Source organism: Maribacter sp. MJ134, from assembly GCF_003970695.1.
In the GTDB taxonomy this organism is placed as follows: Bacteria; Bacteroidota; Bacteroidia; order Flavobacteriales; family Flavobacteriaceae; genus Maribacter.
The window spans coordinates 3,282,595-3,306,835 of the sequence record NZ_CP034570.1 but is presented as its reverse complement, the minus strand read 5'-3'; the positions used below and the strand labels follow the sequence as shown (position 1 = coordinate 3,306,835).

Annotated in this window: 17 protein-coding genes and 1 CRISPR repeat array (1 of these 18 cut by a window edge); of the genes, 11 read left to right on the top strand and 6 right to left on the bottom strand. The window is 37.7% G+C overall.

Going from position 1 to position 24,241, the window contains the following annotated elements:
• Positions 1–2,253 (top strand): xanthine dehydrogenase family protein molybdopterin-binding subunit, encoded by a 2,253-nt coding sequence (locus EJ994_RS14275; RefSeq protein ID WP_126593101.1) that lies wholly within the window; start codon positions 1–3, stop codon positions 2,251–2,253.
• Positions 2,254–2,633: 380 nt separating this feature from the next.
• Positions 2,634–3,848 carry a site-specific integrase gene (locus EJ994_RS14270; protein WP_126593100.1) on the top strand — a complete coding sequence of 405 codons (1,215 nt, stop codon included), beginning with the start codon at positions 2,634–2,636 and terminating at the stop codon, positions 3,846–3,848.
• Positions 3,849–3,989: 141 nt separating this feature from the next.
• Here the strand turns inward: EJ994_RS14270 and EJ994_RS14265 are convergent, their stop codons facing one another.
• The 6 genes from EJ994_RS14265 to EJ994_RS14240 all read right to left on the bottom strand — a co-directional run bounded on the left by EJ994_RS14265 (position 3,990) and on the right by EJ994_RS14240 (position 9,387).
• Positions 3,990–6,302, bottom strand: coding sequence for a relaxase/mobilization nuclease domain-containing protein (locus EJ994_RS14265; RefSeq protein WP_164721478.1), 2,313 nt, complete (start codon positions 6,300–6,302; stop codon positions 3,990–3,992).
• Positions 6,299–6,682, bottom strand: coding sequence for a plasmid mobilization relaxosome protein MobC (locus EJ994_RS14260; RefSeq protein ID WP_126593098.1), 384 nt, complete (start codon positions 6,680–6,682; stop codon positions 6,299–6,301). Before EJ994_RS14260 ends, EJ994_RS14265 begins: the two co-directional genes overlap by 4 nt.
• 448 nt (positions 6,683–7,130) lie before the next feature.
• Positions 7,131–7,733, bottom strand: a complete 603-nt coding sequence (locus EJ994_RS14255; protein WP_126593097.1) for a nucleotidyl transferase AbiEii/AbiGii toxin family protein — start codon at positions 7,731–7,733, stop codon at positions 7,131–7,133.
• Positions 7,734–7,797: 64 nt separating this feature from the next.
• Positions 7,798–8,274 carry a transcriptional regulator gene (locus EJ994_RS14250; protein WP_126593096.1) on the bottom strand — a complete coding sequence of 159 codons (477 nt, stop codon included), beginning with the start codon at positions 8,272–8,274 and terminating at the stop codon, positions 7,798–7,800.
• Between the two features lie 430 nt (positions 8,275–8,704).
• Positions 8,705–9,202 carry a nucleotidyl transferase AbiEii/AbiGii toxin family protein gene (locus EJ994_RS14245; protein WP_126593095.1) on the bottom strand — a complete coding sequence of 166 codons (498 nt, stop codon included), beginning with the start codon at positions 9,200–9,202 and terminating at the stop codon, positions 8,705–8,707.
• The gene (locus EJ994_RS14240) at positions 9,202–9,387 is read right to left on the bottom strand and encodes a hypothetical protein (RefSeq protein ID WP_126593094.1); all 186 of its coding nucleotides are present in this window, start codon (positions 9,385–9,387) and stop codon (positions 9,202–9,204) included. The genes EJ994_RS14245 and EJ994_RS14240 overlap by 1 nt, the downstream gene beginning before the upstream one ends.
• A gap of 640 nt (positions 9,388–10,027) precedes the next feature.
• Here EJ994_RS14240 and EJ994_RS14235 point away from each other — a divergent pair.
• The 9 genes from EJ994_RS14235 to cas4 are packed head-to-tail and all read left to right on the top strand — an operon-like array spanning position 10,028 to position 19,525.
• Positions 10,028–11,995 (top strand): TM1802 family CRISPR-associated protein, encoded by a 1,968-nt coding sequence (locus tag EJ994_RS14235; RefSeq protein ID WP_126593093.1) that lies wholly within the window; start codon positions 10,028–10,030, stop codon positions 11,993–11,995.
• A gap of 20 nt (positions 11,996–12,015) precedes the next feature.
• Complete coding sequence (locus EJ994_RS14230) at positions 12,016–13,029, top strand: CRISPR-associated protein (RefSeq protein ID WP_126593092.1); 1,014 nt, start codon at positions 12,016–12,018, stop codon at positions 13,027–13,029.
• Positions 13,030–13,056: 27 nt separating this feature from the next.
• Positions 13,057–13,857: a CRISPR-associated protein Cas5 gene (gene cas5 / locus EJ994_RS14225; RefSeq protein ID WP_126593091.1), complete on the top strand. Its 801-nt coding sequence runs from the start codon at positions 13,057–13,059 to the stop codon at positions 13,855–13,857.
• Positions 13,854–16,280, top strand: a complete 2,427-nt coding sequence (gene cas3 / locus EJ994_RS14220) for a CRISPR-associated helicase Cas3' (RefSeq protein ID WP_126593090.1) — start codon at positions 13,854–13,856, stop codon at positions 16,278–16,280. Before cas5 ends, cas3 begins: the two co-directional genes overlap by 4 nt.
• 20 nt (positions 16,281–16,300) lie before the next feature.
• Positions 16,301–16,930, top strand: a complete 630-nt coding sequence (locus EJ994_RS14215; protein ID WP_126593089.1) for a plasmid pRiA4b ORF-3 family protein — start codon at positions 16,301–16,303, stop codon at positions 16,928–16,930.
• 43 nt (positions 16,931–16,973) lie between these two features.
• Positions 16,974–17,660, top strand: coding sequence for a CRISPR-associated endonuclease Cas6 (locus tag EJ994_RS14210; protein WP_126593088.1), 687 nt, complete (start codon positions 16,974–16,976; stop codon positions 17,658–17,660).
• Positions 17,660–18,658 (top strand): CRISPR-associated endonuclease Cas1, encoded by a 999-nt coding sequence (cas1, locus tag EJ994_RS14205; protein ID WP_126593087.1) that lies wholly within the window; start codon positions 17,660–17,662, stop codon positions 18,656–18,658. Before EJ994_RS14210 ends, cas1 begins: the two co-directional genes overlap by 1 nt.
• Positions 18,655–18,945 (top strand): CRISPR-associated endonuclease Cas2, encoded by a 291-nt coding sequence (gene cas2, locus EJ994_RS14200; protein ID WP_126593086.1) that lies wholly within the window; start codon positions 18,655–18,657, stop codon positions 18,943–18,945. The genes cas1 and cas2 overlap by 4 nt, the downstream gene beginning before the upstream one ends.
• Before the next feature lie 4 nt (positions 18,946–18,949).
• Positions 18,950–19,525, top strand: coding sequence for a CRISPR-associated protein Cas4 (gene cas4 / locus EJ994_RS14195; protein WP_126593085.1), 576 nt, complete (start codon positions 18,950–18,952; stop codon positions 19,523–19,525).
• A gap of 193 nt (positions 19,526–19,718) precedes the next feature.
• Positions 19,719–24,241: direct repeats of the CRISPR family, unit length 37 nt; unit sequence CTTAAATACCTATCCATTTAGAAACTAGGATTGAAAC (it continues 836 nt past the right edge of the window).

Sequence of the window (24,241 nt, the reverse complement as noted above, 5' to 3'; positions counted from 1 at the left end):
ATGTCATCAGTAAAAACAAAAATCGGAAGACGTTCCTTTATAAAAAGTTCTGCTTTGGCAGGTGGTGGACTCATGCTAAGTTTTAATTGGTTGGCATCGTGTAAAATGACTTCGGAAGAAGTAAATAATCTACCCAAGGAATGGTTTGAAATCAATGGCTATCTAAAAATTGCGGACAATGGTCAAGTCACAATCATGTCTCCAAATCCCGAAGGCGGTCAAAATGTAAAGACCGCTATGCCGATGATAGTAGCGGAAGAATTGGATATTGATTGGAAGGATGTTATTGTTGAACAAGCTCCCTTAAATACTGATTTATACAGCCGTCAATTTATCGGTGGTAGTCAAGCTATTCGAACAAGTTGGGAAGGTCTCCGTATGGCAGGAGCTTCTGCAAGATATATGCTTAAATCGGCAGCTGCGGAAGTATGGCAAGAACCCATTGAAGAAATCACTACGGAATTGGGAATACTGCATCACAAATCGAGTGAAAAGTCCGCGAGTTTCGGAGAAATGGCATCGACCGCAGTGCAAATTTCAGTTCCTGAAGAAGTGCAATTAAAGGAGGTAGGCGATTTTAAAATCATTGGCACTTCCAAAAAAAATGTGGACGGACTCAAAATCGTAACTGGGAAACCGTTGTTTGGAATAGACACCTACCATGAAGGTATGTTAACTGCCATGATAGTTCATCCTCCTGCTTTTGGAATGAAACTCAAATCATTCGATGATTCAGTTGTCAAGAAAATGCCTGGAATTCGAGCCGTTTTTTCAACAAAAGTGTTAGATGATGACTACACGCGACAACATTTTGACACCTGTACTTTTCTTGAGGTGGTTGCCATTGTAGGCGATTCTACTTGGGAAGTCATGAACGCAAAAAAAGTAATTTCTGTTGATTGGGAACCTTTTGAAACCTATACTGAGGAAAGACAACCCTATAGAGGGCCACAAATAACCCTTACTATCCCCTCTGGTTTGGAAAATTCTACTGGCCATATTGCAAAGATGACCGAAATGGTATCTAAAAAGGCTAAAGTCGTCCGGAAAGATGGTAATCCAGAAAAAGCCTTCAGAAATGCTGCAAGAGTTATTGAGCGGACTTATACCGCACCTTTTTTAGCCCATAATTGTATGGAGCCGATGAACTTTTTCGCCGATGTAAAGAGTGATAGCGCACAACTATCTGGGCCCCTTCAAAAAGCTGAACTTACAGAGCAGGCTATTTCTGTTCGGTTGGGAATTCCGATAGATAAAATAGATATTCAACTTACACGTCTCGGTGGTGGCTATGGGCGACGTTCATATGCCCATTGGGCTTTGGAAGCTGCTGTCATTTCACAAAAAATGAAAGCTCCCGTTAAACTGGTGTATTCGCGTGAAGATGACATGACCGGAGGTATCTATCGCCCTGCATATCAAGTTATCTACAAAGCTGCTTTGGATGCAAACAACAATGTGACCGCTTTTCATATTAATGCCGGAGGTATTCCTGAAAGTCCCTTGTATGCAAATAGATTTCCAGCTGGGGCAGTTGATAATTACCTTGCCGAGAGTTGGACAATCAATACGAACATCACCATAGGTTCCTTTCGGGCGCCCCGCTCCAATTTTATGGCGAGTGCTGAACAGTCTTTTCTTGATGAAATTGCGGAAGCAGTTGGAAAAGACCCCATCGATTTTCGACTAGAACTATTAGACCGTGCAGCGAAAAATCCGGTAGGCGAAAAGAACGATTATGATGCCGAACGTTATGCCGGCGTCTTAAAATTGGTCAAAGAGAAATCGAATTGGAGTGATAGCGATACGAATGCCAAACGGGGAGTTGCTGCTTATTTTTGTCATAATTCATATGCTGCTCAAGTGGTGGATATGACTTGGGAAAATGACCAACTAAAAATTCAGAAAGTGACCTGTGCTATTGATTGCGGTATCGTAATAAATCCTGATGCGGCTAGTAATCTTTGTGAGGGTGGAATTGTAGATGGAATTGGGAATGCACTATACGGAGAATTGACTTTTAAAGAAGGGATTCCTCGGAAAAGCAATTTTGACGATTACCGTATGATTCGGATGCGTGAATCGCCAAAAGAAATTGAGGTACACTTCGTAAAAAATGATATTAACCCAACTGGGTTGGGAGAGCCGACTTTCCCGCCTGTTTTTGCCGCTTTAGCAAATGCAATGTACAAAGCTACTGGTAAGAGATATTACAATCAACCATTTGCTAGTGACATGAAGGAGTTGATATAGCGGACTCATTTTTGGAAAGATGATTTTAAAAATCGAACGTTTTTTCGAACCATTATTTGCATTCATTTGACTTGAATTCAGCCCAATTATGTTAAATTTTATATCAAAAAGAAGAGATTTTCAAAAGTGTGCACAAACTGTGCATTATGAAAAAAGAAAAAGGCCTCACATCTGTGAAGCCCTGTAAATATTAGTGGAGAATACCGGATTCGAACCGGTGACCTCTTGCCTGCCAGGCACAGGATTATTGTATTAATACGATTCTAAAAATACATACTATACTGTTTTTCAGTTAATTAAAATTAATATGAATTCATATAAGACCATATAAAACACTATTTTGAGTGCAAATTGAGTGCAAATTTTTATATCTTTAGTATATGAAAACAAATATCACACTCTCGATGGACACAAGGCGCAAGCGTAAAAATGGCACTTGTCCCATTGTTTTCAGATTAAGCCATCATCGTAAAACCATTGCCATTTCTACAGGTTTTGCTGTGCCTCCCGAATTCTGGAATAAAAAGAGTCGTGACGTAAAAAAGACCTATAAAGGTGTTTCCTCAGTAGCCCGCCTCAATAATCTCCTAACAAAAAAAAAGACAGAGCTGAGAGACGGTATAAATGTCTTGGAGGAAAACGGTCAATTAAATGGCTTAAGTATTAAGGAGCTGAAATATAGGTTGACCAAAAAATCGGATTCAATTTGTTTTTTTGAATATGGCAAAAACTTGATTGAAGAAATGAAAGAGGCAAATCGTTTTGGAAATGCTCAAACCTACATCGGTGCCCTAGGCGTATTAAAAAAGTTCCATAAAAAAGAGCATCTTCGGTTTGAGGAGGTAACCTATGCCTATCTCAAAAGATTTGAAACTGCTCATTTAAAAAAAGGCAATAGCATCAATGGACTATCTACATACATGAGAACATTTAGGGCTATATACAACAAAGCTATTCATCAAGAATTGGTATCAGCAGATTCTTACCCTTTCAGAAAATATAAAATAAAAACTCAGCCAACGGCTAAACGAGCAATTAGTAAAGATAAAATCAAACGTATTTTGGATTTAAAATTAGAACCTGATTCCCCTTTATTCCATTCGCGCAATTACTTTCTCTGCTCATACCTTATGAACGGTATTTCCTTTATTGATATGGCATTTTTAAAAATTGACAACATCGTAGACAACCGCATTCAATATCGTCGGCAAAAAACTGCCAGACCTTATGATATCAAAATAACGGAGCAACTGGCATCTATAATGAACCACTATTTGAAAGATAAAATTAAAACCGCCTTTATATTTCCAATTATAAAGCGTGATGAAATTCAGGACCAATATAAAGATGTAAGATGGGCAAGAAAGCGATATAACAAACGTCTAAAAGAGATTGCTCAACTTTGTGAAATTGAAGAAAATTTGACAAGCTATGTAAGCCGTCATTCCATGGCAACAAACCTGATTCTCAATAATGTTCCAATAAATGCTCTGAGTAAAATGCTCGGACACAGGGATATTAGCACAACGGAAATATACATTAAAAATCTACCCACACATATAATGGACGAGTATCAGGAAAGATTAGAAATTTAAGTTTGACAACATATCGTATAAAAATTTTAACGCAGTAACCTTCGCCTAGGTTTCGGTGATAAAATAAGCAAATAGTATTTTTCTTTCTTCTCCCTATCCACAAAAAAGCGCCCGTTAGGGCGCAAAATTCCTCTTCAAGTTTTACCACAGAAGTCCCATGCCTATACCTTTCCTTTTGGATTTTGTGGAATCCGTCAATTCATCCTTAAACCCGTTATAGACCTCTTCGGCTTTCTTACCACTACTGCCCAATAAGGAGCTAACCGCATAAACGCCTTTTCTGAGCAGTCGGTTTTGTTGAATATTGGTTTGCCTTACTGATGCCACGTTCATGCTTTCGCGAAGTCCGTTGTCCATATGGTGCTGCACCATTTCCCGATGCAGGTTCGGGTACACTTTTTCAGCCGTTAGCATAAAGGCGACCTTATCGTACATTCCCTTTTCCAATAAATGTCCCGCCCATAGATTCTTTAGATTACTCCTGCCCTCTTCCAATAGGTCTCGGATGATGGGCTTTTGTTTATGCAAAACGTTAGTCAAATCGGGAATCGAACCCAAATAAAGGCTTGTTCTTCTGGACAAGGTGTGGCTTGATTCGTTGCCTGTATAAATCGACTTGATTTTGAAACCCTCCTCTCCCTTTACAAAATAGAAACCTCTTGCGTTAAAAAGCGCGATATAGTCCTTCGGAGATTTTTCGAAGGGGGCGTGCATCCGTTCTGCATTTTTTACATAGGACCCCAAAGCGACACTTTCAAATTGCTTTTTATAAACGGGATTCATTTTTTCATAAAGATTCGGAAAAATCATGGGCAGGAACATAGCGGTCGCCGTCAGCTTTGGACTGCTTTCGGAAGACTGTTCCGATAACATTTCCAACATCGAATGGTTTTGGCGCACGAATCCCGTGGATACATATTTTTCCATTTGCCCGGGTAAAGACAAGTGTCCCAGAGGAACGGGAACGGTGTGTCTGTCCGAATTTGCAAAGGACAACTTGTTATCATGATACTTTACGCCCAAGGATTGAAACAAAAGATGAACGCTTCCTTGCTCCGTGCTGACATCGAAGATTTTATTTTTCAATACCTTGCCAATGAGATTGAATTTGTTTTGCAGAGCGGCCTTTTCCTTCTTGGTTTCAAGTTCAAACAACCTTTCCCTGACAATCGGAAAAATCTTTTCTACGGCTTTCCTGAATCCGGTCTTTTGATTTCTTGGGATGTAACGTTCCAAAAAACTATGCTTTTCTGAAGTGGTCAAGCTTGGGACGATATCCCCGAAGCTGGTTTTCAAAATATGTTCCGAAAGCAGTCCTTGCTGTTTCCGGGATTTCAGGTAAGAAGTCTTCAATGCCTCTTCTATAACTTTTTGGACTTCCAATTTGAACTGTTTGCTTTCGGTATCGATTTGGGTGGGTTCCTCCCTATTGCCGAAAATATCCAAACGATTCTGCATCCGAACGTTCCTGCCGAGTTCCTTTGCCCTGAAAACGTACATCGATTTGTCAAAGACCGTGTACCCCTCGATAACATCTCCTTTTATGTCCAGTTTGATGTCGATTCCCTGATATTCCTTTAGGACTTCCTCAAGGTCATGTGGTTGGATGGTTCGGAAAAGGTCATAGGTCGTTTCTATCTGTTTCAAGAGGCGTTTGCGATGCGTCGGCAACAGCTTCGATTTGGAATGTATATCGAAGACCTTTTTAAGTTTCGGGCCGCTCAATCCTCGGTGTACTTCGGAGCCGTTGATGAACCTTGTCTGATAGCCTTTTTGATTGTTAAGCCCGTAAGCGACACCTACCCTTCCCGATTCGTTCTTTATAGTTCTTATTTCGATGTGGTAAGGTTTTACCAATCTTGCCAGTTCATCGAAACTACGCACCTTGTATTTTTGGTTGATACTGTTGAGTACATCCTGCAAGTAATATTTTGTTCCTTTTTCCGCATCCATTCCGAACTGTAGTTCGGGTAATCGATATATCGGCAGCTGGCTTTTCTGTTTCGTTGTGGGTGCGGGGGATAGGCCGTATTTCTTCTCTAGGTGTTGCCGCGTCGCCATGCTTCTTCTATGGCTATTGTAGATTCCGAGTACTTTGCCATCTTCCTTTACATTTGTCGTTACGATATGGACGTGTTCATGCTCGGTATCCGTATGTCTGACAACGACGTAGGGCTGCTCCCCGTAACCCATATTCTCCATGTACTCTTCGGATACTTTTAGGAAGGTCTTGTCGTCCAAGTGTTCCCCATGGGGAAGGTTAAGGCTGATGTGCGCATAGCGGTTTTTAGTGGCGTTGCGCTGTCCCTGAAAATAAAGTACGTTTTCAAAGAACTTTGGCGATATGTTTTGGGAAAACGTGTTGCCGTAACCGAGTACGCGCATACCCTCTTTTCCGAGAACATACTTCATCGTTCCTTGACAGGTCTCGCCATAAATCAGCTTTGCTATCATTTCCATTTTTCGTTTACGGTTTCCAAAAGAGCCTGTAACAATTCGTTCGTTTTCCGTATCTCATATTGTAGTTCGCTGTTCGGACTCCTTTGGTTTTTGCGGTGTGCGAGTTTCACCAATTGGTTGATATTGTTTCCTATTTTATTGAAATGATAGGCAAGGTTCGAAGTGTCGGGAAGCCTATCCTTCTCCGCTGCCCCTTGTTGCAAGATCAACCTTCTGAGCATCGGACCTGTCGTTCCCCTTTTGGAAATATCCAGTTGGTACGATGCGCATAGTTGCCTCAATCTTTCGTATTCCGTATCGTTGAACCGAAGCATGATATTATGGTGCCGCTTCTTGTTACCCAATCTTTTTCGACCTCTTTTCCGTTGTTCCATTTTTATTGCTTTTCGGAGCAAAACACTTCGCCAGAAGTAGATAATTCTAAGTTACTTAGAATACACCTCGCTATCCGTTTCACGGATAAATATAATCAATGAAATAGGATTACAACTATCTTATAATCAATTATTTAACCCGTAAAATCAGATAAGACCATATCGATATATATGGGTACAAATAGGAGATTTATCTGGTCTAATATATTGTTTAAAAAATATAAAGAAATAGAGAACTGTCCAGGTTTTTTGTGGGTAGGGAGAGAAAAGAGCAAGCGGCATTTTCGCCGCTTGTTCTTTTGCGCGGTCGCGAGGGGGTCGTGCAAAACCGGAACGGAAAGACTTTACGGACGGACCGGCGAAGCGTGTCCGTCCGGGGAGGATTGCAGTGGAGTTTTTGTGCGACTTCCGCAGGGACTAAAGAATATTAAGCATACGGGCAGAAATTTCAGGGATTTTCGCTGCCAAATGCTTCAATGGCTTCTTGGATATCTTCCTTGATGAACTCCCAATACTTTCCCCGTAGGCAAATGGGGTCGAAATCCTCATCTGCCCTTTCGAAATTGGTGAAATTTTCAAGTATTAGATTCCTATCGTGGCTATAAGGGTATCGACTTTGGTGCCAATCCAGCATATCCCCTACCCCATATTCGGAGAGCAGTTCGTGCAAATCCCAAAAGTCCTTTTTCCGTCCTTCCCGTTGCACCACATCCAATTTCATGGCAATGATTTCTTCAATGGTGGTCATACGGATTCCATCCACAATTTTTACGGGCGTGATGAAATCATCAGTATGGTAAACATCCAACTTTATGGCGTTTTCCTTATCCTTTCCAATGAGATAGGACTTCCCAATTCCGGGGAACAGTTCTCGAATATCGTCCACGTATGGAAACGCTTCGTCCAAATAATTATCGATGCTATTAAAATCAATAGAGCTATAAGTCAAATCACTGAACAGATCTATGTCCACAGATTCCCTATGACCGATCTGTAGACTTAGGGATGTTCCACCTACCAATCGAAAAGCTTCAAATTCTTTTGCGTTCATTAACTTGATTAGGCTTTCTTTGAGCAGCTGGTTTACTGTCTTGTAATAGAGCAAATCAATATATTTAAAGTGAAGTTGCTGTTCTATTCATGGAATTGGCGACCTCAGCAACCCTTTTTGCCCCGTAAAATCGAGAAATCTCCTTTTTTTCCTGGGTATTGCCGCGTTCCAGTACACGGCGAATAACCGCTTTGTATTGCCCTTCCCAATCAATTTTTTTGATATCCGTATCCCAGAAAAGGGATTTTCGTAAAATCGAAAAATCAGGTGTCTTGGTATGATGGCCCGCTTTCTCCTTTTTAATATCATAAAAGGCCTGTAAGAGCACCAAACTGCCTTCCTCCAAACCAAGTTTATCCTCAATCTTTAGAGCCAAGGCCGTATTGAGGTCACGCCGCTCATTCGTAATGGCGTTAAGGGTTTGGGGATGTTCGGCTATAGACAGGGCAAAAGGGCGTTGTTTAAGAGACCGTTTTTTAAGTTCCCTTTTCAGAACCCTGCCAGGGTGTATTCCTTTATATTTTTTGGCATATGCAATCATATCACAAATGTAAACAAATTTGTTTACATTTTTATTACAAAATACATCCCTTTTTTGATGGGATTTGCTTTTCAGGATACTTCAACCAACATGATTCGATACGATTGGCAATTAATCCCCTCTCCAATTGCTATTAAGGTTGTTCAAAAGTTACCCTCATATTCTAGCATTTCAATAATCTGTTTAATTTCTATTCCTTACGCATAAATTATCGAGCACCAGAAAGGAATTTTGTGGGGAGGGGAAGGAAAGGTCGATGGGCGCGGAACGCCGCTTGTTTTTCTGGGCCCACCAAAGGAGGTTAGGCAACCGGTAGCGGAAGGACGACGGTTGTGGACCGGCATGGTGTGTCCGCATAAGAGGAATTAGAGCGAAAGGTTCGGCCGACTTCCACAGCGTTCTTATTGATTAAACAATTAATCCATTATTATCACATGCCAAGTCCTTTATTCTTTTTGGGATTGTTTATTCGCTTCAATTCTTTAACATCCAACAAATCCTTGGTTCTATTTGACTTGATTTTACTACTGATCAAATCATCTAAAGTCAATACACGAAGCTTAGCAACTTTATTCGGACCAATTTGGACCTGTTCGGATGCCTCGTATGCTTGGTCAAAAGGTCGGCCTACATTGAATTTTGTAATTAGCTCAACATCCAGATCCGCTGGAGAAAACTTTAAGGATATATTCTGTTTCTGTTCTTGAACCTCTGGAGGGAACCCATTAAAATCAAAGCCCATGTCCTTAAAGACCCGCTCCAACTTTTCAAAGTTTTCTTTAGAGGTGTCCAACCAAAAATCTATATCGGCAGAATGTCTTTGGTACCCATGAAAATTTACGGCCGCCCCTCCAACCATTAACATTCGTACCCCATGTTTATTGGCTAATTCTAGAAATTGATCAATGTCCTTTTTCCATTGTTGCATCAATCGCTTGTTTTGATGATGACCTTGAAACCTTTGTCGTTGGTTTTTTTGACTTTGGAGGGCAGCTTCTTACTATGTTGTATGAACTCCATAAACCTATAGAACCGCTCACTTCCCGATAGTGCTAGATACTCCTTTTCCTGTTCCCTATTGGCTTCTTCCTTTGTTCTAAAAGTAATTTTCATATTTGAATCAATAGGACTCTAAGTTAGTATTTTTTTAGATTCCTGCCGATCGGACTTAATTGAAGGATTAGGAAGGCTCATTTGGATTGTCTGAATTGGATATCATCGATCATTCCAATAAAGTATATATAATTACAGGACAATTAACACACTACCTTACATCTACCCTTAGGATTATACCATCACAGGGCAGTCCTGGACATTAAAACCCTAGGCAATATCAAAAACAAGGCGAAACAAAATCCATTGTCAAAACACCTAGATTCAATACCCTAGATTTTATGGGAATTAGTTTTCGTGGCGAGGGTAAGGAAAGGTCGAGGAGCGTGGAACGTCGCTTCTTCTGCTGAGCCCACCGAAAAGGTTGGGCAACGGGTTGCGAAAGGACGACAGTTGTGGACCGGCATGGTGTGTCCGCATAAGAGGAATTGGAGCAGAAGGTCTTATCTACTACCGGAGGTTGACAAGACTTCCATATATTTTTTTGAAAATTACGCTTTTCAGTAAGGAAGTCTTATCCAAACATCCTATCTTAGGAATTCTCTTACGAGAAACCTTCCCCCGAATTAAATTGTAAGATGTATCATTCTATAGTCTTTAGGACTATGGATTAAACATTTTTTAATTAAACCAACTAGAAATGCTTCAAACATTACTTAAAATCGGAGAATGGCAAAGCCAAGGGAAAAGTGAATGGGATCGCTTTTTGGATTATCCAAAAGCCGAACGTGAGGATAAACGAGGTAACCCAATTACGAACTACACACTTCCTATTATTTTTGATTTAGATGCTCAAGAAATAATAATTAGTCCAGAAAGTTTACGGGTATATGACGAAGAAAAAATAAAAAACACATTCCCATTAAAAATAAAAGGAGGTAATAATAAGGCAATTTACACCTCTGTCCCTGCTGGAAAAATCAACCAAATTTATAAAACATTTTTTGGAAAGGAAGGAACTGATACTGAGAAAGGAGAGCTTGTCGAGGCCATTGAAAAAGTCAATAAGTACCTTCTAACAGAATATCTCGAAAAGTTACTGGGTCAAATTTTCAAACTCAAAGATAAGTTCCTCGAAATGACGGTTCATTCTGCGAAAGGTGTTGTTGACATTCGCACTATAAATGAATCCTTTAATTTAGGTAATAATGAAAACATTGTATTTGTAAATGTTTTGGTTAAATCTGTAGAATTTGGTTTTAACGCGCCTACTGTATTTGCTGATATTGAAGATTACACAACCTTTTTGCAATATTCCTTTTTTGGTAATCAAACAACCACCCAAAGCAGCAAAAAAACTAAAATGAAATTGTGTTATGCCAGTGGTGACCAGATGGAAGATGTTGAAGAGCTTAATCTTGATATTCGCTACAGTTTAAACAAGATGTTTGTTACCGAAACAAAAAATTATGCAAGTTTTTTTGATAAAAAAAAATTCTCTGTCAATTATCAAGTTAGCGTTGAAAATCAGAAAAAACTGGATTATGCGTCTAGCTATTTATTGAGTCAAGGATATAAAATACGTATAGCTAATCTAGACCATGTGATTATACCTCAATTTATGCAAAATTCTAACGTCGATTTAGAAATGGCTTTGGAAGGAATTCATAAAAAATCAGACCTTCTTTTCAACATCAACAGTCTGGATGAGTTTGCAAAAAACGTTAATCTAGAACTGGATGATGAAGTATTTTGGATAAACTTTATTGCTTTTGAGTCTGATGGTAATTTCTTTAAATCAACCGAAATTATCAAAGATGTAAGCAGCTTTCATTTTAGCAAATTGCTTAAAACTTTTAATGATGTCAACTGGGAGTTTCGAGAGGATAGCTTTGTGGATTGGGACAAAGTTATTACTGAATATGATTATGAGAGCAAAGAACGCGTGCCAACAAATTTAAATTTCAATTCCATATTCAAAATTATTCCGCTTCGAAAAGACAAAGAAAAAAAGAACAAAGCCCTAGAACTTTTTAAAATAATCCTAGAAAACAGAAAAGTAAAGAAGGAAGTTCTTTATGACTACTTTATAGAACTTATACTTTGCCATTATTACCGTAGATACGGCAGCTATACTAACGTTCATCAATATAGTAGCGACTATTTCTATTTTGCTATTCGTGACAGTGTTTTCAAATACCACGCCTTCATACAATTCCTTAAAAAACTAAACCTAATCGATATGGAAAACCCCAACAGTAACTCCGCCGAAGAAAAATCGGAAAACAAGTATGAGCAATCCATTCAGGATTTCTTTTCTAAGATGTCCTTAAATACAGATCAAAAAGCAATGTTTTACCTGGGCAGAATGCTCAATACCGTTGAATATATCCAAAAAGGTAAAACCAAGACCGTAATCCAGAAGGTTAACTTCAATGGGATGGATAAAGAAAATATACAGCGGCTTCGCATCTCACTGATTGAGAAGGCTAAGCAATATAATGCTATGGGTAAAGTAATTTTTACAGACAACGAGTTTGGAAAACATTTCAATCTCAACAACTGGACATTAAACCCTCAAGAAGCTGTCTTTTTTCTTTTGACAGGCTACTCTTTTGGTGTTGGTGTTCAAGATGCAGATGAACTTACTGAAAAAGAAATACTTTAAATCAAATAAAATATTAAACTATGAAACCAAGCATTACCAACTCTTCCGATTTTCTATTTGTTTATGAAGCCATTCAGTGTAATCCAAACGGTGATCCCGATCAGGAAAACAAACCTAGAATGGATTATGATACGAAAACCAATCTGGTGACCGATACCCGAGTTAAACGCTTTATAAGAGATTATTTAAAAGCAAGCAACGAGGATGAGGTTGTTTTTGTAGATATGGAAGGAGATTCAAAAGTTAGTGTCGACAGCAAGCTCAAGGCTGTAATAAAGCGAATTGTTGAAAATGAAGGTGAACTGGAAAAAGCCTTTGCTAACAATCCTGAAGCCTTAAAAGTTTATAAAGAAATAATCGCTAAAGAGAAAGATGCTGAAGGTGTGTGGAAAACCATTACAGATAAAAAATTTAAGCAGAAAGAAGTGAACTATGAGCTGCTGGCTTATTTAGTGAAAGAAAAATTCCTTGATATAAGGATGTTTGGCAGCGCGTTCGCTGTTGGCGGGTTCACTAAGGCTTATACCGGTCCAATTCAATTAAATTGGGGCTATTCCTTTAATAAAGTGGAGTTAATTGATTCAAGCTCTATTGTCACGATTATGAACGATGACAGCAGTACATTTGGTAAAGATTATCGGGTTCATTATAGTTTACTGGGCTTTAATGGAACAATTAATGCCGCTGCTGCAAAAACAACCGGACTTACTAATCCTGATGTTCTGGAATTTAGAAAAGCTATTTGGGAAAGTATCCCGGCTTCACCCACACGCTCCAAATTAAATCAATACCCAAAACTCTATCTGGAAATTGTTTACAAAGAGGGGTTTTCAAACGGGCAATTTGGGGATCTGCGCAACTTTGTGGATGCAGAACCAAAAGAAGGGATTACCGATAAGCAAGTACGAAAATTCAAAGATTTATCATTTGATTTAACCGCTTTAAAAAACTTAATCTCCCAAGATAAGGAAGGGGAAAATAAAATCAAGGAAGTAATTATAAAAACCTCGGCCGATTTTGAGTTTTCACTGTAACAGAAGTTTCACATTAAACCTACTGTTATGGAGATATTAAGTTTTAAAATCAGCGGAAAATTAGCGCATTTTAGAAAGTATTACGCGAACAATACTGCGTTCAGTTTTTCTATACCGCCACGTACTGCCATTATGGGAATAGTGGCCGCTGCAATGGGATGGTCAAGAGATTCATATTATGAAGATTTGGCTTCCAAAAATATTCAGATTGGCATTAGGGTCCTTAACCCATTGAAGAAAAGTTTTCACCGCCTTAATTTTTTAAGCATTAAAAGTACGGGGAATATGGCTAAAAACTGGTCTTCAGATTTTCGTGGCGAAGGAGGCCGTATTCAGACACCATTTGAAGTAATCACGGCTTGGGATCTTACTAAAGCTGATGTAGCTTATCAGATATTTATAAAGGCAAATGATAAAGAGAAAACGGTTTATGAATCGATTAGAAACCATTTTTTAGAAAAAGAACCGGTGTACAATATCACGCTAGGGACAGCAAATTTCACTGCACGCCTATCAGAAATTGAAACCTTTAGTGATAGTCAAATAGAGGTAAGAAATTCAAATGAATATGTTCAGATTCATTCTGCGGTACCTGTAGAACTTGTAGAAGAACTAAAGTTTGATAAAGAAGAATTTCAGAATTACAATTTTGTAGAGGAAGATATGCTACCGGGGGAATTTGTAGCCAACGGAAATCGGGAAGTGCGCAAAATGAACCGGTTGCTGTTCTCCATTACTCCTCATCCCATTAGGGTAAAGTTAAAAGGCTCGTATTATGTATTAAAAGACGATACCGGCGAACTGAACATTCAATTTATGGACGCATGAACTATTACTCCCACAGTAAATTAAATGACCATGAAATTACAGAAGGTTCAAAAGAATTACGCGTTCATGTAAATGGAGTAAAGGAGAAGGCTTTATTTCATTTCTCAGAAGGCTTATCCCTAGGATATAAGGATGATGAACTGAAAGAAATGATAACTGTTGTGGTGGATTTTCACGATTTAGGAAAATACACTTCCTATTTTCAGAACTATCTTTTAAATAAAGAGCCTATAGATTTCAAATTAAAACAACACGCTCGATTAGGAGGTTTTGTAGCTTATAATTATTTAGAGAAGGACGATGAGAAAAAGGCGCTGTTAGCCTTATATCTAATTTTTTTACACCATAGTCCGCTTATAGACATACTTCAGATTCCCTCAAAATTAGATGATGATTTAAAACGAATCATCAATAAACAAAAAGAGGATTTAATTCAGAATTTCCCAATAATCGAAAAAGATTTCGAAATTGAAAGACTACAGGATTTAGTTTACTATACGGAAGAAACAAAACTGCGGAAGGGCTTTAGGTACTGGGGGAAAAAATACGCTTGTATTCAGGATTATTTCCTAATCAATTATTTGTTTTCCTTGTTGATAGAAGGGGATAAACTCGATGCTTCCAATACTGTTGCCTATCAATTAAAACCCATTAAACCCTCTTCTGTTGATGACCGTTTTGGAATACCTGATTTTCAGGAGAAAAATTTAACTGAACTTGGCAACAACGAATTGCGGAACTACTGCAGGGCTGTTGTCATCTCTAATCTAGAACAAAGCAATATTTTAGAGCACTTCATTTTTACGTTAACTGCGCCTACCGGTATTGGAAAAACAATGACGGCACTTGATTTTGCTTTAAAGCTTAAAGATAAAATTAAGTATAATTCAGGAGTAGAAGCCAGGATAATTTATGCTTTACCATTTATTAATATCATTGAACAAGCTCTGAGTGAATACGATAAAGTTTTACAAACACAAAACATCAATATCTTAGGGCATTATCAATACGCAGATGTTTTCGGGAAAAACGACCAGAAAGAAAATGTAGATGGCGCGGAGAAAGGTTATGATCAAAAATTAATGGCATTGGACACTTGGCAAGCTGACGTTGTTATTACTTCTTTTGTTCAGTTTTTTGAAACCTTGATAGGGAACCGAAATAAACTTTTAAAGAAGTTTAACCATTTTGCAAATTCCATCATCATCCTCGATGAAGTACAGACCTTACGCTTGGATCAAATGCCCCTACTGGGAACTGCTTTGTTTTATCTATCAAAATTTTTAAAATCACGTATTATTTTGATGACGGCTACACGTCCTAAAATTTTTGAGCTAGCACAACAAGAGATTTTAAACCTGGAAGGAGAAAAGGTAGAGCCAAAAGAATTACTTGCCAATTATGAAGAAGTATTTGAGGTTTTTAAACGCACTTCAATAAATCCATTATTATATAACTTAAAGCAAGAAAAAGAAAACAGGACACACGAATTTGTGTATTCCATTTTTGCCGATAAATGGAATGCTGAAAAATCTTGTTTGATTGTTTGCAATACTGTTAAACGTTCTATTGAAGTTTTTGATATTATTAGAAATTATCTAGAAGAAAACAATCTAGAAAACCCGATTTATTATTTATCGACCAATATAATTCCTGCCCATCGCCTTAAACGAATTCAAGATATCAAAGACGATATTCAAGAACATCAAGCTCCTATTTTAATAGCAACCCAAGTGGTTGAAGCAGGAGTTGATTTGGATTTTGACATGGGCTTCAGGGATATTGGCCCAATTGATTCCATAATTCAGGTCGCGGGTAGAATCAACAGAAATAATACTGTTGAAAAAATACATTCCCCACTTTATATTATAGATTTTGACGCTAAGGCAACAACGATGGTTTATGGCCGATTAACATATATTCAGGCAAAAAAGTCACTGGAGCAAAAAACTTGCTTCTACGAAAAAGAGTATTTAGAGTTGATTACAGCCTATTTTGATGGGATTTCTGAAAAAAGCTCCTTTGCAGACGCGCGCACTTATTTCAATTCTATGAAAACATTAAAATATGATTCTGACGAAAAAGGCGAACTTCCCGTCTCAGCCTTTCGCATTATTGAAGAATCTGATCGATACGCCGCCGTTTTCATAGAGATAGATGAAGATGCTTCCGAAGTTTTAGAGAAGTATCTCCAGAAGATTACGAATGAAATAAGCAGGGAAGAATTCAATAAAGGTTGGAAACTAAAATTCCAGCAGCACATAATTTCTGTTCCAAAATATCTGTGTGAAGATTTGGAAACAATAAATGAATATGAAGAAAACATCTTACTTGTTTCAAAAGAAGATATTGACTCAAGATATATTAATGAAACAGGGTATAATCGTACATTAATACAAGAAAATAGTGTGTTTACCTTTTAAATTTAAATCAAAAGCAAACCATGAAACACCCCCTCAAACTAAAAATCGCCCTACAGGACCTGCCCCACAAATGCCAGCGCAAGCTATTGGTGCCAGAAGATTGTACCATGCTGCAATTACATTTTATCATCCAGGAATCCTTTGGCTGGTTGAACGCCCATCTTTTCGAATTCAGCGATGCCAAAGGCCGTGCAACAATGCGTGTAGGTATACCGGACGACTTTGATGACTTTGGAGGCCCCGAGAAATTGAAAGCCCATGAAGTCTTGTTAAAGGACAGCTTCTTGTTTGAAAATGGGGCTAAATCTTTTTGGTACAATTATGACTTTGGGGACGATTGGTGGCACAAGATATCCTTTTTAAAAACGACCCAAAAAGAGATTGACGCTTTTACACGAATACCCAATTGCATGGATGCTGTGGGTAAATGCCCGCCGGAGGATGTGGGCGGACCATGGGGCTATGCTAATTTTTTGGAGGTTATTAAAAACAAGAAACACCTGGAACACAAAGAAATCAGTACATGGTATGGCCTTGAGCCCGGTGAGGTTTACGCTGAAAATGAAGTCGTCATAGAAGAAATAAATCAAAATTTAGAGGCCCTTTTTAACTCAGAAAATTGGGAATCCAATGAATATGAACTTTTCTAGTCGGCTATAGAACAACCGTTAAACATCCACTAAAACAAGGAATATGACCACAGCAACTACCACCAAACAACTACAGATTTGTCGTATCAAATTCCCGGAAATTAAATTACAGACCCGGGATGCCCATAAACTACGGGGGTATTTTGGTACGCTTTTCAAAGAACATTCCCCTATGTTGCACAACCATTATGACGATGGTAGCTTTCGGTATAAATACCCCACCATACAATATAAAGTACTACAAAATACACCTATGCTTGTAGGAATCGACGAAGGGGCAGAACTGTTGCCCAAACTGTTCCTGAAAATAAAGGAACTGGACATTTCGGGCAAAAAATATTCCATCAGCAGCAAAAATATCGAACTGAAAAATGAGGAAACAGGGTATAGCAACCAATTACAGGAATACTCCTTTGCCACCCTCTGGATGGCCCTCAATCAAAAAAATTATCCCAAATACCAAAATTTTAAAACCAAAACCGAAAAGGAGGCCATGCTCAATGCCATCCTTGTGGGCCACATCCTTAGCTTTTTTAGGAATACGAACATAGAACTCGACGAAAATGAGCGTTTGATGGCCAAGGTGAACCTTCAGGAAAAAAGCACCTTGTTCAAAGAGAACAAAATGGTCGCTTTTACGGGTTCCTTTATTGTAAATGCAAAGCTTCCTTCGGAGATTGGCCTTGGCAAATCGGTAAGTAGGGGCTTTGGAACCATAATGGCCAGCTGATGCAGATTTTCATAAATACATACGGCACCTATTTACATGTAATGGACGACATGTTCGAGATAAAGGTACGCGAGGATAAAAAACAACCCTTTAAGGTAAACCATATTGCCGCACACAAGGTAACTTCTTTTATCGTTTCCAAAGGGGCCGCCCTTACCACGGACGCCATAGCCCTGGCCTTAAAGCATAATATAGATATCGTCATCGTTGAAAACAACGGGCACCCCATGGGCAGGTTTTGGCATAGCAAATTGGGCAGTACCACCAAAATCCGAAAGCAGCAATTGGTGGCCTCATTAAATGAAACAGGGCTTATCTGGGTAAAAAGTTGGTTGGCCAAAAAATTGGAAAATCAGGCAGATTTCCTGAACGGTCTAAAAAAACATAGAAAACTGCAACATGCCTACTTGGACGAAAAATGTGCGGCGATTTTGGAATTCAGAAAAAAGATTCTGGAAACAGATGGCCCAGATGTCAGCTCCGTTGCAGAAAGTTTCCGCGGCTGGGAAGGTTCGGCAGGGAGACATTATTTTGAGGCCTTGTCTACCTGTATTCCAAATACCTATCAATTTAAAGGGCGTAGTTTTAGGCCGGCACAGGATGAATTCAACGCACTTCTCAATTATGCATATGGTATACTTTATAGCCGTATAGAAAGGGCCCTGATGTTGGCGGGTCTAGATCCTTTTGTGGGCTTTATGCATAGGGACGATTACAACTCTAAAAGCTTGGTTTACGATTTTATTGAACCCTATCGTATTTATGGCGAGCGGTTTGTGTTCAAAATGTTTACCTCCAAAAAAATGAACAAATCCTATTTTGATAACTTCACCGGCGGCGTAAGTTTAAACCAAGATGGAAAGGCCTTTTTTGTACCAGAATACTTAGAATACCTTGATAATGACAGAATCAAATATAAAGGGAGGTTACAGACTAGACTTAATGCAACCCAATTGGAAGCACACAGATTCGCGAACAGTTTAATTGAAAAAGAATGATTACTTGGGTTTTATACGATATAAAGAATAATTCGGCTCGCAGCTATGTTTCAAAAGCATGCAAGCATGCTGGACTGTATCGGGTTCAATATTCCTGCTTTTTAGGCACGTTGAACGCCAATGAAAAGGACAGTTTGGAACTTCAGATCAACAAAGTCATCAATGAGGAAACGGACAAAGTATATCTGTTTAGAATGAACAAAGAACAATTGAAGGAATGCAGTATGTTGGGACAGGCATTTGATGAAAAACTGGTGACGGACGAGGTAAAAGCATTATTCTTTTAGGGTAATGCAAAGCTTCTACCCCTCCCAGATCATTGAATACCTGTATTGTCCACGGTATACCTATTTTGAATATGTGCTACGAATACCGCAGAATGAGGTTAAATACTTTAAGGTAGAACGAGGTAGGGAAATCCATGATGAAAAATTGGAACGCAACAAAGAGTATCTGCGCAAAAAAATTGGCGTGACCCGCAAATGGACGGATATGTATTTGGGCAATGATTATTTAAGGGGCAAGGTGGATGAAGTGTTGGAACTGGAAGATGGTAGTTACGCTCCCTTGGATTATAAGTTCGCTCTTTGGAAAGACCGTATTTTTGAAACCTATGCCCAACAGCTCTATTGCTATGCGATTTTAATCGAGGACACCTACAACAAACCGGTCAATAAGGGTTTCTTGGTGTATACCAGAAGTAGGAACAAATTGGTGGAGGTTCCTATAGATGAAAATGCTAAGAGTAAAGTAAGGCAAAGCACTGGGGAAATGCTTAAAATAATAGACGGAAACAAATTTCCAAAGGCAACAAAATTTAAAAAAAGATGCTTAAATTGTACGTATCGGAATATCTGTACAAAGTAGGTTTTCCGGGTATTAATTTATATTCATCTTTTTGAAAAATAATGCTTATGTCAACAATAACGGGCGGTTGCCAATACGGAAATTACCCAAAAAACCCATATGAAGCGTTCTTTGACGTATTGAAAAACAGGAAAGAAAAAGTTGAAAAAACGTTTGAAGTTACTGTAAACATTGTATTTAGGGCTCATATCGGCTTAAATACCTATCCATTTAGAAACTAGGATTGAAACAGGCTCTTAAAAGTAAATCAAAAACGGGATATTGTTCTTAAATACCTATCCATTTAGAAACTAGGATTGAAACATCAATGCGGTAAGTACCTTATCTAACGGTACAAAGACTTAAATACCTATCCATTTAGAAACTAGGATTGAAACGTGCCGGCTGGCTTAATGCGCTTAAAATAGTCTATCTTAAATACCTATCCATTTAGAAACTAGGATTGAAACATGTTTTTGGATTAAGAAATTATAACTCAATTTTCGGCTTAAATACCTATCCATTTAGAAACTAGGATTGAAACAAACAGAACGATTCTTTTTCAAAAAGATTCGTTTATCTTAAATACCTATCCATTTAGAAACTAGGATTGAAACTCATTACAAGAACCGACACCTATAAATATGACGTTCTTAAATACCTATCCATTTAGAAACTAGGATTGAAACGAAGGATATCATTGATAAAAAATTTACCACATCCTCTTAAATACCTATCCATTTAGAAACTAGGATTGAAACTTACGCCCGAACACAACGTTACCATCCGCATCTACGCTTAAATACCTATCCATTTAGAAACTAGGATTGAAACAAGTATACGCAGCAGAACTTCATAGGCATACACTACGCTTAAATACCTATCCATTTAGAAACTAGGATTGAAACAACGAAAGCCCATAACTTAAAAGTGGCATTGGAGATCTTAAATACCTATCCATTTAGAAACTAGGATTGAAACTTATTATCTCCAATGTTCTTGATTTTAACAATCTCCCTTAAATACCTATCCATTTAGAAACTAGGATTGAAACCCACATCCTGTGGCTATATCCAGTTTTTTCCAAATTCTTAAATACCTATCCATTTAGAAACTAGGATTGAAACTTGATGGAATGGCTGACGCTAATTATGGACATACGTCTTAAATACCTATCCATTTAGAAACTAGGATTGAAACAAAGCAGCTACGGTCGTGGGGTCTACCACTATCATCTTAAATACCTATCCATTTAGAAACTAGGATTGAAACGTTATAACTAGATCACCTTTTGTATTCTCTATAAAGCTTAAATACCTATCCATTTAGAAACTAGGATTGAAACAGTAATCGATAAACTTATTACACCATTCATCTGGTGCTTAAATACCTATCCATTTAGAAACTAGGATTGAAACAGCGAAAGGGTCATAATACCCGACGAGCATAAAAAGCTTAAATACCTATCCATTTAGAAACTAGGATTGAAACTAAAAACTTTTTCTGAAACGCTATGCTTTGTTTTGCTTAAATACCTATCCATTTAGAAACTAGGATTGAAACTTTCCCTTCAGGTCTTGCAGGCTGCGTACCCTAACGCTTAAATACCTATCCATTTAGAAACTAGGATTGAAACACGAGAATAAACTTACTTTACAATCGTGCTTTTGAACTTAAATACCTATCCATTTAGAAACTAGGATTGAAACGAAAAAGCTTCTTCTGATGTCTTTGAAATAACCGGCTTAAATACCTATCCATTTAGAAACTAGGATTGAAACAGTAAGGCTTTGAAATCCCCCTCCGAATAGGTCACTCTTAAATACCTATCCATTTAGAAACTAGGATTGAAACATAATCGATTCGGCAGAGCCAACAACCGAGGAGTTGCTTAAATACCTATCCATTTAGAAACTAGGATTGAAACAAGGCAAAGATGAAAGAAACAACTACGAAGGTTTGGCTTAAATACCTATCCATTTAGAAACTAGGATTGAAACAAATATACGCAGCAGAACTTCATAGGCATACACTACTTAAATACCTATCCATTTAGAAACTAGGATTGAAACAGGAGACTGAGGAATATGTGAACGCACGTATTGAAGCTTAAATACCTATCCATTTAGAAACTAGGATTGAAACAAAAAGCAAATTAATTTCTGCATCATATTTTTAAGCTTAAATACCTATCCATTTAGAAACTAGGATTGAAACATTCTATCGATCATACCAATAGCTTCCTGAATGCCGCTTAAATACCTATCCATTTAGAAACTAGGATTGAAACTTGTAGGCCATTACCTTAAGATTGTACGCGGCCTTCTTAAATACCTATCCATTTAGAAACTAGGATTGAAACTTAATTGGTCGTAGACAAAACGTATTACCTTTAGCTTCTTAAATACCTATCCATTTAGAAACTAGGATTGAAACAGGTATGAATGTCAACGAAAAGGTATCCGGGTGGATCTTAAATACCTATCCATTTAGAAACTAGGATTGAAACACCCCCTCGAATATCTTTAGACGTTCCTCTGGCGTGCTTAAATACCTATCCATTTAGAAACTAGGATTGAAACCTATAAATGGATTTTCAGACAGAAAAGCGGTAAACGCTTAAATACCTATCCATTTAGAAACTAGGATTGAAACATGACCCTGGTCTTTTTGGTAATCAAGAACATTTTTCTTAAATACCTATCCATTTAGAAACTAGGATTGAAACATTTAATAGAGAGCATACCATGAAAACAGGATTAATCTTAAATACCTATCCATTTAGAAACTAGGATTGAAACGCTGATGCCTTGGCAATTGCGGTGAACAAGGTCAAACTTAAATACCTATCCATTTAGAAACTAGGATTGAAACTGAGATTGAAACCGGAGAGAAGGTCTTTTCCGAAACTTAAATACCTATCCATTTAGAAACTAGGATTGAAACTGGCTTGAAGCCTTTCTACCTCTTGGGACACAAGCGCTTAAATACCTATCCATTTAGAAACTAGGATTGAAACGTTGACGAAGGACATATGATTAGTAATGGAAATACACTTAAATACCTATCCATTTAGAAACTAGGATTGAAACGAGCAGTTTTGGCCATTTCCTCTATTTGACCCCAACTTAAATACCTATCCATTTAGAAACTAGGATTGAAACCCATTATGGTATACGCTATAATTTAATGAATCCAAATCTTAAATACCTATCCATTTAGAAACTAGGATTGAAACCTATAAATGGATTTTCAGACAGAAAAGCGGTAAACGCTTAAATACCTATCCATTTAGAAACTAGGATTGAAACCATCTACACCTTTGAGTATAGACCCTGTGGTAGGATCTTAAATACCTATCCATTTAGAAACTAGGATTGAAACTCACTTCCAATAGCTAGAGCAATACCTAACAATACACTTAAATACCTATCCATTTAGAAACTAGGATTGAAACACGGGGGTAAAAAACAAACAACCATGAGCATAGCAAGCTTAAATACCTATCCATTTAGAAACTAGGATTGAAACGCTGCATCAGCTATCATTGTTTGAATAAACATTAAACTTAAATACCTATCCATTTAGAAACTAGGATTGAAACAGGCCAAACCGGTTGCGGCAACCGCACCGCCAATAACTTAAATACCTATCCATTTAGAAACTAGGATTGAAACACCAAAGCATAGTAATTCAAAGCATTTCTATTTTTCTTAAATACCTATCCATTTAGAAACTAGGATTGAAACTTTTAAATTCGTCTATGGTTGTAATTCCGTCCGGGCTTAAATACCTATCCATTTAGAAACTAGGATTGAAACATATCAAAAATTATTTTTCCATCGAGAATAGATTCACTTAAATACCTATCCATTTAGAAACTAGGATTGAAACATGCTTTTCAGGTTTTTATAGTTCCCCGTAAGGTTACTTAAATACCTATCCATTTAGAAACTAGGATTGAAACTATGAAATCTTTAGGCTTGTCGATAATCTTGAAATCCTTAAATACCTATCCATTTAGAAACTAGGATTGAAACAATAAATAATTATACTAGGTAAACCTTTGGTAAGTACTTAAATACCTATCCATTTAGAAACTAGGATTGAAACAATTTCTCTATATATTCACTTAGTCCAGTAAGAATTCTTAAATACCTATCCATTTAGAAACTAGGATTGAAACAAAAAGTTCTTTGGCGACAATAAAATGTTCTGGGGCTTAAATACCTATCCATTTAGAAACTAGGATTGAAACAATGAACTACTTCAAGATATCGGATTATAATATATCTTAAATACCTATCCATTTAGAAACTAGGATTGAAACAGAATCTTATTGGCACAAGTCACGGTGACGGTGCTACTTAAATACCTATCCATTTAGAAACTAGGATTGAAACAGAATCTTATTGGCACAAGTCACGGTGACGGTGCTACTTAAATACCTATCCATTTAGAAACTAGGATTGAAACAACCTTTCATCGAAACACATCTTTGGGAAAAATGGTCTTAAATACCTATCCATTTAGAAACTAGGATTGAAACAAAAGTAATTTATTCATCTTTTGTTTGTTTTAGCTTCTTAAATACCTATCCATTTAGAAACTAGGATTGAAACACGATGGCAGGAACAGGGATAAACGCAAAGGCTTATGCTTAAATACCTATCCATTTAGAAACTAGGATTGAAACAGATATGAATTGACCATTAAGGGATTATTTTTTCCTACTTA